Origin of the sequence: Streptomyces sp. NPDC051563, from assembly GCF_044454225.1 — a bacterium.
Lineage (GTDB): Bacteria > Actinomycetota > Actinomycetes > Streptomycetales > Streptomycetaceae > Streptomyces.
On record NZ_JBITDL010000010.1, the window covers coordinates 1 to 11,684 of the forward strand.

Annotated in this window: 10 protein-coding genes; 5 read left to right on the forward strand and 5 right to left on the reverse strand. The window is 70.8% G+C overall.

Annotated features, from left to right (window positions below; translation table 11 throughout):
- Nucleotides 1-275: 275 nt before the first annotated feature.
- The gene (locus ACIA8F_RS13700; RefSeq protein WP_399378506.1) at nucleotides 276-1,118 is read right to left on the reverse strand and encodes a MurR/RpiR family transcriptional regulator; all 843 of its coding nucleotides are present in this window, start codon (nucleotides 1,116-1,118) and stop codon (nucleotides 276-278) included.
- A gap of 218 nt (nucleotides 1,119-1,336) precedes the next feature.
- On the opposite strand from ACIA8F_RS13700, the gene ACIA8F_RS13705 reads away from it, so the two are divergent.
- Genes ACIA8F_RS13705 through ACIA8F_RS13725 form a run of 5 tightly spaced genes read left to right on the forward strand, consistent with a single transcriptional unit; the run spans nucleotide 1,337 to nucleotide 7,727 of the window.
- Nucleotides 1,337-2,440 carry a TniQ family protein gene (locus ACIA8F_RS13705; RefSeq protein WP_399378507.1) on the forward strand — a complete coding sequence of 368 codons (1,104 nt, stop codon included), beginning with the start codon at nucleotides 1,337-1,339 and terminating at the stop codon, nucleotides 2,438-2,440.
- A complete protein-coding gene (locus ACIA8F_RS13710) occupies nucleotides 2,437-3,198 on the forward strand; it encodes a TnsA-like heteromeric transposase endonuclease subunit (RefSeq protein WP_399378508.1) in 762 nt (253 codons plus the stop codon). Before ACIA8F_RS13705 ends, ACIA8F_RS13710 begins: the two co-directional genes overlap by 4 nt.
- On the forward strand, nucleotides 3,195-5,351 hold the full coding sequence (locus ACIA8F_RS13715) for a transposase (RefSeq protein WP_399378509.1): 2,157 nt from the start codon (nucleotides 3,195-3,197) through the stop codon (nucleotides 5,349-5,351). Before ACIA8F_RS13710 ends, ACIA8F_RS13715 begins: the two co-directional genes overlap by 4 nt.
- The gene (locus ACIA8F_RS13720; RefSeq protein ID WP_399378510.1) at nucleotides 5,351-6,544 is read left to right on the forward strand and encodes a TniB family NTP-binding protein; all 1,194 of its coding nucleotides are present in this window, start codon (nucleotides 5,351-5,353) and stop codon (nucleotides 6,542-6,544) included. Before ACIA8F_RS13715 ends, ACIA8F_RS13720 begins: the two co-directional genes overlap by 1 nt.
- Nucleotides 6,545-6,602: 58 nt before the next feature.
- Nucleotides 6,603-7,727: a TniQ family protein gene (locus ACIA8F_RS13725; protein WP_399378511.1), complete on the forward strand. Its 1,125-nt coding sequence runs from the start codon at nucleotides 6,603-6,605 to the stop codon at nucleotides 7,725-7,727.
- 45 nt (nucleotides 7,728-7,772) lie between these two features.
- Here ACIA8F_RS13725 and ACIA8F_RS13730 read toward each other — a convergent pair whose 3' ends face one another.
- The 4 genes from ACIA8F_RS13730 to ACIA8F_RS13745 form a co-directional block, all read right to left on the reverse strand.
- A complete protein-coding gene (locus tag ACIA8F_RS13730; RefSeq protein ID WP_399378512.1) occupies nucleotides 7,773-8,720 on the reverse strand; it encodes a TniQ family protein in 948 nt (315 codons plus the stop codon).
- On the reverse strand, nucleotides 8,713-10,170 hold the full coding sequence (locus tag ACIA8F_RS13735; RefSeq protein ID WP_399378513.1) for a DUF6221 family protein: 1,458 nt from the start codon (nucleotides 10,168-10,170) through the stop codon (nucleotides 8,713-8,715). Before ACIA8F_RS13735 ends, ACIA8F_RS13730 begins: the two co-directional genes overlap by 8 nt.
- Nucleotides 10,167-10,562, reverse strand: coding sequence for a helix-turn-helix domain-containing protein (locus ACIA8F_RS13740; protein WP_399378514.1), 396 nt, complete (start codon nucleotides 10,560-10,562; stop codon nucleotides 10,167-10,169). The genes ACIA8F_RS13735 and ACIA8F_RS13740 overlap by 4 nt, the downstream gene beginning before the upstream one ends.
- 644 nt (nucleotides 10,563-11,206) lie before the next feature.
- Nucleotides 11,207-11,662 carry a hypothetical protein gene (locus tag ACIA8F_RS13745; protein WP_399378515.1) on the reverse strand — a complete coding sequence of 152 codons (456 nt, stop codon included), beginning with the start codon at nucleotides 11,660-11,662 and terminating at the stop codon, nucleotides 11,207-11,209.
- Nucleotides 11,663-11,684: the final 22 nt, after the last annotated feature.

Sequence of the window (11,684 nt, forward strand, 5' to 3'; positions counted from 1 at the left end):
AAGCCACAACTGTCGAAAGTTGCGGACAGGGCGCCTAAATCATGCAGTCCAGACCAACACCCCACCCCCCCCCCCCCCCCCCCCCCCCCCCCCCCCCCCCCCCCCCCCCCCCCCCCCCCCCCCCCCCCCCCCCGCGGGGGGCGCGCCCCCCCCCCCCCCCCCCCCCCCCCCCCCCCCCCCCCCCCCCCCCCCCCCCCCCCCCCCCACCCCCCGCAGCAAGCACCGCACCCCCGCCAACCCCAGCCCCGCCGGCGTTTGAGGCGCACCACACCGAGCTACTCCACGAACAGCCCCCGCGCCGCCGCCCGCGCGTCAAACGCCTCCAACCGCGCCTGCGCCTCCGGCAGCGCATCCGCCATCGCCTCCAACAGCACCCGCCCCAACAGCATCGGCGCACACGCCGTGTCGAAGGCGAGCCCGGTGCCGACCGGAGCCGGGATCAGGAGGTCGGAGTGGCGGGCCACCGGCGCGAAGGCGGAGTCGGCGACCGTGACCACGGTCAGCCCCGCCCCCCGCGCGTGATCCAGCGCCTCCGCGACCTCCTTCGGATGCCGCGGCAGCGCGAAGCACAGCAGGGCCGAGGCCCCCGCGCCCACCGCCGCGTCGATCCGGTCGGCGAGCATCGAGCCGCCCTCGTCGAGCAGCCGGACGTCCGGGTGGACCTTCGCGGCGAAGTACGCGAACCCGCGCGCCTGCGAGGAGGCCGCGCGCAGCCCCAGTACGGGCAGCGGGCTCGACCCGGCCAGCAGCCGCCCCGCCTCCCGGACCGGCGCCGGGTCGGCGAGCATCGCGGAGAGCTGCCGCAGGTTCTCGATCTCGCCCTGGACGGCCTGCTGGTACTCGTTGTACGCGTCCTCCTCACCGCCCGCGGCCCGCTCGGCGGGGGCCACTTCGCGCAGGTGGCGGCGCAGCGCGGGATAGCCGTCGAAGCCGAGCGCCACCGCGAACCGGGTCACCGACGGCTGGCTCACCCCGGCCAGTTCGGCGAGCTCCACGCTCGACAGGAACGGCACCTCCGCCGCCCCGCGCACCATGCAGTGCGCGATGCGCCGCTGGGTCGGCGTCAGCCGGTGTCCCTCGAACAGCTTCTGCAGCCGGGCCGCAGGGCTCTCGCTCATCCCGTTCCCCTCCGTCCAGCCGGCCGGTCACCGACGGGATATTCAGTCTCCGAGCACTCTGCATGCGCTTATGCAGGACGGCAACCCGATCCCGTCATCCGAGACCTCTCCTGAGAGCAGTAGCTCAAAATGAGAGTGTGAACCCCAGCCTGATAGTGCACTTGATAGCGTGAGCCTCTAGATGAGAGTGATGCGGGACGCTTTCAGGGGGTGAGCATGTGCCGCCACGGCGATTAGCCCTGGTCGCGGCTCCACGGCCGGGTGAGGCGTTCGGGTCGTGGGTGGACCGGATGGCGCACGTGAACCGGTGCCCACCGGCCGAGGTCGCGAACCTGATGGGACTGCGCCTGCGGGGGGCATCTCCGGATGTCCGGCCCCCCTTGTTCGGGGTGCGTTCCGACGAGGAGGTCCGGCGGACCGTGTTCACGGCAACGGGTGTTCCCGGCGGCCTGGTGGACGGGATGCATCTGTCCGTTTTCGAGGGTGGGCCGTTGAGCGTGGAGTCGGTGCTCTCGGCGGGAAAGGCGCATCGGCCATCGGCCGGGCGGGAATGGGCGGAGCCGCACGGCAGCCGTGCGTGCCCGTGCTGCCTCCTCGTGTCGGGTGGCGTGTGGCAATTGTGGTGGAAGCTGTCGGGCGCGGCAGTGTGTCCCGAGCATCAGGTGGCGCTGCTGGATCGTTGTCCGTCGTGCGGTTGGGTGCTGAGGTGGGGTGGGGACCGGCCTCGGGTCGTTCCGGCGCAGTGGGTCAGGCCGCCGACTTGCTGCGCGAACTCCGTTGGCGGAAGACCTTGTTCGCAGTGGCTTCCTGCGGTTCGCGTGACCCGGGCAGCTGAACGGACGGCCGAAGCGCAGCAGCGATGGCTGGACATCGCGTTCGGGCGGGCGAGGCCGGTACTGGGCGGCGTGGACGTGCCCGCGGGCGAGTGGTTCGCGGCGTATCGCGCGTGTGTGATCTTGTTGCGGCTTGGGTTGCCGAGGGTTCTGGGTCGTCTGCGGGATGTGCCGGCGTGGTGCGGGAGAGTTCTGCTGGAGGAACGCGCCGAGCGCGGGGCGCATCGGGGCCAGTTCGGCTGGGGCCCGGCATCAGCCGATGCCGCGGCGGCGTTTCTCACCGTGGTGATGCCCGTGCTGACGGCCTCCGGTATGCCGGAGTTGTCGCGGCGGCTGGCACCGCTGGTGCGGACGGCGGTCGATGTCGGGCGTCTGGCTGCCCGGCCACTGGGGCGGCTCTCTGTGCCGGAGGTTTTCGCGGAGGCGGTGGCGGCGCAGGTGCAGGTGGGGCGTTCGGCCAGGAGTCCGTGGGAAAGGGGTTCGCGGTGAGCGGTGACGTGGAGGGTCCGGAGCCGGCGGTCCGGGGGTTCGACCTGGTGCGGGTGCGGTACGTCGATGCCGAGGGGATCGAGCGTCTGGTCCGCCTGGAGGAGGCGGCCGGTGTGCTGTTCGAGGATGGCCGGATGGTGCGGGCGATTCCCAGTTACCGGGACCAGGGGCACATGCCGGGCCAGTACTGGGTGGCGAAGTGGGGCGACTTCGCCGACTACGAGAGCGTGCTGGAGTCGAAGTGGCTGATGCTGCTGGACTTCGACCCGCAGGTGACGGCGTTCGTCACGCAGCCCTTGGAGTTCGATGCCATCGACGCCCGAGGGGCGTGGCGGCACACGCCGGATGTCTTCGCGCGTCGCCGGGACGGCAGCGTGCTGCTGCTGGATGTGAAGAACCCGGAACTGCGGAATGATCCGAAGGTGTTGCTGCAGGAGGAGCGCACCCGGCGTGTGTGTGAGCGGCTGGGTTGGGACTACGCGATGGTGTCGGAGCCGAGCCGGCAGCGCTGGGTGAACGTCGATCTGCTGTCCAGTGCCCGGCGTCCGCTGCATCTGGGGGCGGATCTGGTTCCGCGCCTGCTGGAGTTGGCCCGTGAGCCGGTGGAGATCGGGGAGTTGATGCGGTTCATGGAGTTCCCGGACCTGGCTCGCGGGGTCCTGTACCACTTGATGTGGCATCAGCGGATCGTCACGGATCTGGATCGTCCGCTGCGGGAGACGACGCTGGTGAAGACCGCGGCGGAGGCGTCCGAATGACGGCCGACGGCGCGGTGCGCCTGCGGTACGGGACGAAGCTGTGGCTGGACGACGAGGTGCACACCGTGACCGGGGTGACCGACGATGGGGTGCGGCTGCGTTCGGACAGTGGTTCGTGGACCGTGATCGGTGTGGGGCACCTGCTCGCGGATCCCACCTTCCGCCCCTGCGACGGTGACGAGGCCGCAGAGGGGGAAGCCCCCAGTGAACCGGGCACTGCGGAACGGCAGCTGTGGCCGGACGCCGCCGCTCTGTTCGACAAGCTGAGCGACAAGCAGCTGGAGGACCTCCAGCGCGCCCAAGAGCACCTCCAGGAAATGACCACCGGCTATCGCAGCGGCGATCCGCAGGACGCGCTGCCCGGGGAACCCCGGCCGGAGTACGCCCCGGAGGTGTCGCTGGCCCAGCGGGTGCGGAGCAAGGCGCGGGAACTGGGCTACAGCGAGCCGCAGACGTGGCGGCGGCTGCGCAGATGGCGGGATGAGGGGCCGTGGGGGCTGGTGGACCGGCGCAGTCATCGGCCGTCGGATCCGCTGGCGGGCGTGGACCAACGGCTGATCGACGCGATCCTCACGCAGCATTACGTGACGGAGGAGGACGACTCGACCGGCAGCCTGAACCGGCTGCGGCGCCGGGTGGAACGCCGCCTGGCCGACGTCCACGGCCCGGGCGCGGTGAGGGTGCCGTCGCAGAAGTCGTTCAACCGGTACGTCGCCGCTCTTCTGCCCGGCCGCTACACCACCGGTCAGGCCACGACGCGCCAGTCGGTGGCGAACCGGCCGGACGGGCACTACCGGCCGATCACCGCCAGCCGTCCTGGCGAGCTGGTGATGATCGACACCAGCTGGCTGGACGTGCGCGCCTACGATCCGGTCGAGGACGTCGTCTTCTCGGTGGACCTGACGATCGCCATCGACGTGTGCACCCGCAGTCTGCTGGGGTGGCGTCTGGTACCCAAGGGCACGAAGGGCGTGGACGCGGGGCTGGTGATCGCGGACGCGATGATGCCCGAGCCGATGCGTCCGGGCTGGCCGGACGGGCTGCGGCACCGGATGCTGCGCCTGCCGTGCGAGCCGCTGCTCGCGCAGGACGAGCGGTTCGCGGCCGCCGCGGCCCGCCCGGTGGTGTTTCCCGAGAAGATCGTGATCGACCACGGCAAGGCGTTCGCCTCGCAGGCGGTGAAGAACGTGTGCCGCCGTTACGGGATCACCATCCAGGACACCCGCAAGTACCGGCCCACCGACAAGCCACAGGTCGAGGCCGCGTTCAAGACGATCAGAAGTCAGTTCTCCGAGCACATCGCCGGCTACAAGGGCAACCACGTGGTGCACCGCGGCGGCGACGTGGACGCTGTTGCCCGGTGGACGATCGAGGAACTGGAGGAGTTCTTCGCCGAGTACGTCGTCGCGGTCTACCAGCGCCGCCGGCACAAGGGCCTGGTGCTGGCGGGGTTCCCGGAGATCAATCTGTCACCGAACGACGCGTACCGGCTCGCCGTGCACCGCTGCGGCTATATCGCCGCCCCGCGTGATGCCAACCTGTTCCTGGAGCTCCTGCCGATCCACTGGTGCACGATCACTAACCGCCGCATCCAGAAGGACTACCTGCACTACAGTGCGCCCGTCCTGCGCGCCCACAACAGCACCAAGTCCCCGTACGCGCAGGCAGGCGGCACCTGGCCGATCCGCTACGACCCACGGGACATGACGCAGGTCTACTTCCACGACCCCTACACCGGCATCTGGCACACGCTGCGCTGGGGTCACGCGCTGACGGGTCTGGAGCCGTTTACCGACATCACCCTGCGCCAGGTCAAGCAGGAGCTGCGTGATCGTGGCCGTGACCCGCAGGACCAGGAGGTGGTCCTGGACGCGTTGCTGGACCTGCAGAACCGCACGGACGCGGCCGAGGCGTCCACCGCCCGCTCCCGCCGGGCACGCGCCCGGGACGCGGAGCGTGCCAGGGCTGCGGCCCGGGACAAGGCACGCACCGAAGCCGTCGACTCCGCTGCCGGCACCCCCGTCAAGGGGCCGCGCCTGCGGGCCGTGCCACCGCTACCCGCTCGGAACGAGGAAGAGGTCACGATCGACTTCGACGCCCTGCCCTCGTACGAGGTGTGGGGCGGCCGCCCGGAGAAGGACGGCGCTCCGTGATGGCCCCACCGCCCGGGGACGATGGGGAGAGCCTGCATCCCGGGCTGGCTGAACCGCGCACCAAGGAGGACTGGTTCGGCTACGTGTTCTACGATCCGCCGCCGCGGCCGCTGCTGCCTCCGTATGAGGTCTACCTGGCGATGGACGACGCCGAGCGGCGTCGCCTGAACCGGAGCCGCAACCGCTACCACAGCGCCCTGGTGCTGGCCTGGACACCGGCCGTGCAGCACTTCGAGACCGAGATCACGGAACTGCTGGCCGCCAACGAAATGGCACCACCGGGCGCCCGGCTCGGCCTGCTCATCGACGGTCCGCCCACCGTCGGTAAGTCCACCCTGGTCAAGATGATCGCCCGGAAGTTCGAGCAGGAACTGCGGGAGGATTTCCCCGAACGGTTCGCCCCCGAGCGGCTGGGCTCCTACGTCCCCGTCGTGTACATCTCGCTCACCGACCAGGTCACCCCCAAGCAGATCTCTCTCGCGATCGCCCGCTACCTCAACGTCCCCACCAGCGGCACCAAGGACACCATCGACGATCGCGTCCTGACCGCGCTCACGTCGAGCGGCAGCCAGCTGATCATCTTCGACGATCTGCACTTCCTGGACTGCTCCCTCAAGGAGGGGCGGGCCTCCAATGATCACATCAAGTTCCTCGCCAACCACGCCCCGTGCACCATCATCGGTACCGGTGTCGACCTGGAGAACAGCCCACTGCTCGGCGAGGGCGGCCCCACCGGCCCCCGCACACGCCCTGCCCGCACCAGGGTTCCGGTGCCGGCCGGCGCCGGTCCCCGGACGCAGACCGCCGGCCGCTTCGGCCGCCAGGAACTCGCCGCGTTCACCCTCGACAGCGACGACAGCATCCTCCAGTGGGTCGGTGTCATCCGCTCTCTGGAGAGGTCACTGGCCCTGTATCGGCACGAGGAGGAGAGCCTGACCCGCCGGCACTGGCGCTACCTGCACGAGCGCACCGACGGCAGCATCGCCGGCCTGCACGCCCTCATCCGCCGCAGCGCGGTTCGCGCCGTCCGGCAGGGCACCGAGGCCATCACTCGGGAGATCATGGACTCCATCGTGCTGTCGTACGCCCACGAACGCGCGTACGCCAAGGTCACCGACCTGAAGTCACGTCAAGCGGCGACGGAAGCGAAGAAGCGGGACCGGAAGCGGCCTGCGGCCGGGGGAAGCGCCTGATGGGGCCGACACCAGGGCGCCCGATACCTGTCATGGACACGCGGGCAGGATTGGCGTCATGTCCACGTCGCTGCGCCGCCTCGCCCTGGTCCCCGAGCCGTACCCAGGCGAGTCGCTCCTCAGCTGGGTCGACGCGCTGGCCCGCCTGAACCGTGTCAGTCGCCTGCATGCCTTGCGACTCGCGGGCTTCGCCCGACCCGACGTCGCCGGGTACCGGCCCAGTGTGCACTTCGGCACTTACCTGACCGCCACGACGGTGGCCCGTGTCCACGTGGCCACCGGATTGTCCGCCGGACAGCAGCATCGGATGACCCTCGCCCACCACGCCGACGGCGTCCTGCCCGCGCTTCCCTCCCCCCTGCACCGGCGGACTGCCGGCATCTGGCTGGCCCGCCTCCTCCTCGCCCTGCCCGCGCGCTCACGCGCGTGCCCGGCCTGTCTACGCGAGAACGGCGGGCGCTGGCTGCTGCGATGGCGCCTGGCCTGGTCCTTCGCCTGCGTACACCACCACGTCTACCTGCTCGCTGCCTGCCGCGGCTGCGGCAACGGCCTGCACCAGATTGTCCCCGGTCCGGCGGACGCCGTCGTGTGCGGCCAGTACAATCACAGCCGCCGGGAACCTGCCTGCCCGCAGGTCATCTCCCGTATGCGCGCTCCCCGGCTGTCCGACCCCCATCTGCTCCAGTGCCAGCGCCGTCTCGACAGACTCGTCGACCACCCGCACCTCCGGGGCGGCCAGGACATCCTGCGATCCCTGCACGTGGCGCTGGAGGACATCCGCATCCACTACGACGACGCCCCGCCGCTGCCGGACACCGACACCGTCCTCCACCGGCGGTGGCAGGGCCACCAGGGCGCCCTGTGGTACGTGGACGATCCACTGCTGACCGCGGCCCTCGTCAAGATCGCGACGCTGGGCGGACTCGGCGCTTCCCAAGACGGCTGTCGGCAGGCGGACACGGCCTCGTGGTCGGCCGGCGGCTTCCTCCCGCCGGACACCGGTGCGCCGGCGGCCAACCGCTTCGGTAGCAAGTGCCGCGCCACCGCCTGTGCAGCCTGGGTGCCACCAGGACAGGGCTGCGTGGTGCACGCGCGCGGCCTGCCGCACGTATTGTGCCCCGCGCACGCTCGTCACGTGACCGCGCCTGGCATCGCGGACCTCATACACCGGCGTTTCGTTTGAGACGGAAGAGGCGCTCCTCGCGGCTGCGCTTCCCAGGGCGCGCCGTCAGTCAAACGGTCCCGCCCCGGGCCTGTCCGACAGCACGGTCCGGGCGGCGATGCGCACCAACGCGGACACCGCGGCTGGCGACCCGCCCTCAAGAGTCCACGAAAGCGGCGGCTGCCACGGCTGCCCCTGCGCCTCGTGCACGGCGCGGATCACGGTACTTTCCATCCGGTCGAGCAGACCGGCCAGCGTTTTCCGGTGCGCGACGTCGCGGATGATCAGGACAAGCTGTTGCAGCACGCGGCGTGAGGTCTCGTTGTGCGACGCGTCGGCAGGTGTCACCAGCGCATGGACACGGCGCTGGACGTGAATGGCCTCCTCGGCGCCCGCCGGGACGGCCGGCATCTCCACCACAGGGAACCCGCACACCGCCGCCCCATGACGCCGTGGACCGCGGCCGTGCCACGCCGCGGGACGGAGGCAGCGGGTGCGCTGTCCTGAGGCGGTCGCCTCCAGTCGCCAGTACAGCCGCAGACCGCAGCGCGGACAGCGGTCCACCAGGTACACCAGGTGATCAGCGCACAGGAAGGTCCACTTCAGCCGCCAGCTGAGCAGCCACCGGCCGCCCGACGCCTGGACGCACAGCGGGCACGCGGCCGAGTGCTCACGGCGCAGCCAGGGGTAACTCACTCGCGCACCCTGCCCGATGCGCCCGCTGTCTAAGGCGAGCTGCGGCAGAGCCGTGGGCGCGTAGAAGCTGAACAGCATCCGCTCCACCTGCGCCGGCCGCAGCCCCGTTCGCCGCCACAGCCCTTCCAACTGCTCAGGATTAAGGTGGAACTGGTGGGCGCTGAAACTCGCGCTACCAGACAGTCCCAGTGTCCGCAGCGCCATCGTTCGCGACAGCCGCAGAGTCACCGCGACCGTGTCGACCCAGCTGACGAACGACTCCCCGGGGAACGGAGTGGGAACCACCCCGAGCCGCCTGACCGGCTCCTCCTCAACCACGGCCCGCCGCGCCCCGGCTCGCTTCCCCGGCCGAGCCCTCCACCACGATGGGGCGCGCCGGGTTCTCCCCCTGGCGGGGCAGCCACGCCATACGGAAGTCCGGGTGACCGACGTAGGGCAGCAGCAGGCACCGCACGGCGTACCGCAGGGACCTGCCCTCGCGGGTACGGGGCGCGGTGGCCGCGCAGGCTTCCAGAATCAGCCGCTGGGCCTCGATCCGCTGCCGCAGCAGACCGCCGCCCACCTCCCCCACGCCTTGTTCTTCTTCACGGAGCCGCTCGTCGAAGAACATCAGGTACGGCTCGGTGAAGGCGGCCGGTCCAGCGTGTTCGCGGGACTGAGCCCGCCGGGTGAACCCCTGTGCGTGCCGAGGGCAGTGGGTGTCCCGGCCGTCGGTGTCGCCCAGCACCACACCGTGCCCGGCCGGCACCCAGGCGAAGCAGCCGCTGTGACGGCAGCGGCTGCCGAACCGGTTCGCGGCCAATGCAACCTCGCCTGCCTGCCCGGGCTGCCTGGCGCCCCAGTTCGGCCGCGCCGGTCCTGCCTGTACCGGAATTCCGTCGGCGGTCTCGAGGCCGGCCTCGGTGGCGATCTTCATGGCGGCGGCCACGAGCAGAGGGCGGTACTGCTCGCGGTATCCGCCGGGCGCGAGATGGCGCTCCCAGGCCCGGTGGACCGCTTCGTCGGTCCGGGGCAGCCGAAGGGGCCGAACCGCCGACCACGCGTCCTGCATCGAGTGGTGCAGCTCCCGGAAGAGATCCCGTGCCTCCTCTGCCGTCAGGACTTGCGGGCCATCGAGCAGGTCGTCGATCCGCTGCTGGCAGACCAGGAGCCGGGCATCGCGGACCAGCTTGGCCCGCATGCGGCGGATGTCACGGCCGCACGGCTGCGGCGGCGGTCGCAACCCCAGCCCCCGGGAGGCACCGGGGCAGATCCAGGACTTTGGCTCTCCGGGCCACACACGGTGCAGGGCGGAGGCACAGCCGGGGCACTGCGCGATCAGGTACCTCTGGTGCCGTACGCACGCGAACGACCAGGCCAGCCGCCATCTCACAAGCCACCGGCCGCCGTTCTCCCGCAAGCACGACGGGCAGGCATTGGAATGCTTGGCCAGCACCATCCGCTGCCGGTACCGCCACGCGGCCCAGGCCCCGTACTCCTTCGCATCGTCCTGCGGCAACGGCTCCAGCACCCTCCCGGCATAGTGGGCCAGCGTCATGCCGCGCAGCCGCTCCCCCGCCACCCCGGTGCTTTCGCTCACCGCGCGCACGACGGCGTCGCTTACGCGGTAACCGAACACGGCCGACACCGTGCTGGAGCTGATAAAGCCCGCCATACGCAGCGCCTCAGTGCGGGAGACCTGGTTGAGCCGCGCGAGCGCGTCCGCCCAGCTCAGCAGAGATTCACCGGGATGGGGATCGGGTACCAGGGCGAGTCGGCGTGGACTCATACCTCAGGCTCCTGCCGGGCCGCCGCGAATTCGAGCAGGCGGCCCGGACTGACGCCCAAGCCATGAGCCAGGGCCAGGACGGTGAGCAGCGAGGGATTCCGTTTGCCGTGCTCGATGCCAATGACCATGCGAGCGGACAGATCGGCGGCTTCGGCGAGCGCCTCGATGCTCATGCCGCTGCGCTCCCGGGCGTCGCGGACCGCGAAGCCGAAGGCCTGCAGTCGCGGATGGGGAGCGTTATGGGGCACCTCGTGATGCCAGCAGGCGCACCGCGGAGGTCGCCATGAACGATAGTGCAGTATTAGTTGGCGACGTGGGGGTGAGGTGGATAGCACGGGGGCAGGAGTAATCTGCTTCAGGGCGACGGCGTTGAAGAACTCGCCGTCGGTCATCTGCTAGTAGGCGTCGAACGCGTCGATCCGCACCGGGTCCACCGCGTCCGGCTGCTCCCAACTCCTCGCCCAGAACGCCACCAGCTCGGCCTGCCACACTGGGCGGACCCCACCTATGCCGACGCGGACGTCGAGACCGCAGAAGGCCTCGCCCCGTCCCCCAGGAAGTGAGCCGCAGAGCCCCCCACTGATCCGCTTCCCAGTCCCTGGGCCGCCCTTGTGGCAGCCCAGGACCTTTCCGAGGCGAGCCGGACTCTCACGCAGAGTATTCAGCCACGTTTCACGCAAGGCCCCTCGGATCCCGGTTGTGGGCGCGGCGGCTGCGGACCTGCGACCCGGCCGCCCGAGAGCGGCGCGATACCGCGGCGTGTGCGCTGCTGGACGCGGTCTACGCACTGCTGCCCGCGGCGGACGCGGGCCTGTACGCCTCGCGTTTCGAGGCGAACTTGACGCTGCTGCTCATCGTCCCCCGGACGCGGCGAGGTGAGGTGGGACGCGGACGCCCTGCTCGCCCGCGCCGACGGGGGTCCGAGGCGGGCGGCCGAGCTGGTCGCCGAAGTCGACTACGGGATCGACCGGGGAAGCGCCGTGTCCGTCCGGCAGCGGGGCCCGATGCGGACGCATCGGGCCCCGCGCCGAAACGGTCAGCGGCTCCCGTCTCCGAGCATGGAGCGCAGGGCGTCGTCGTGCCGCACCACGCCGGGAGCCGTCAGTTCTTCGACGGCCTCCAGCAGGCGCCTGCGGTCGGCCGCGCTCATGAAGGTCAGGGCGGACCGAGCCCGATTGCCGTCGGTGTCCACCAGGGTGAGAGTCCAAAGAGGAAGCCATCCCCCGGTGCCGGATACCGAGACCTCCGCGAGCCGCTCGGCCGGGAACTCGATCCGCTGCGAGCCGTGTCGCACGGTCAGGACCCCGCCGGCGACCGTGATGGAGATGAGCCGGCACAAGGAAGGGACCGCGAGGAGGAGGGCCAGTGAGAGGCCCCCGAGGATCCAAGAGGAGGCTCCCCCTCCCATGAAGAACAGCTTCGGCCACAGCACTAGGGCGAAGCCGACGACGAGGCAGGCTGCCACGCGCCGGGGACCGGGGTGTACGGACATGCCTTCCGATGGTGCGTTCATA

What these genes read in the sequence shown, in the direction of transcription:
- ACIA8F_RS13715 (WP_399378509.1), top strand. Translation starts at nt 3,195, where the DNA reads ATGACGGCCGACGGCGCGGTGCGCCTGCGGTACGGGACGAAGCTGTGG.
- ACIA8F_RS13745 (WP_399378515.1), bottom strand. Translation starts at nt 11,662, where the DNA reads ATGTCCGTACACCCCGGTCCCCGGCGCGTGGCAGCCTGCCTCGTCGTC.
- ACIA8F_RS13735 (WP_399378513.1), bottom strand. Translation starts at nt 10,170, where the DNA reads ATGAGTCCACGCCGACTCGCCCTGGTACCCGATCCCCATCCCGGTGAA.
- ACIA8F_RS13700 (WP_399378506.1), bottom strand. Translation starts at nt 1,118, where the DNA reads ATGAGCGAGAGCCCTGCGGCCCGGCTGCAGAAGCTGTTCGAGGGACAC.
- ACIA8F_RS13720 (WP_399378510.1), top strand. Translation starts at nt 5,351, where the DNA reads ATGGCCCCACCGCCCGGGGACGATGGGGAGAGCCTGCATCCCGGGCTG.
- ACIA8F_RS13740 (WP_399378514.1), bottom strand. Translation starts at nt 10,562, where the DNA reads ATGACCGACGGCGAGTTCTTCAACGCCGTCGCCCTGAAGCAGATTACT.
- ACIA8F_RS13725 (WP_399378511.1), top strand. Translation starts at nt 6,603, where the DNA reads ATGTCCACGTCGCTGCGCCGCCTCGCCCTGGTCCCCGAGCCGTACCCA.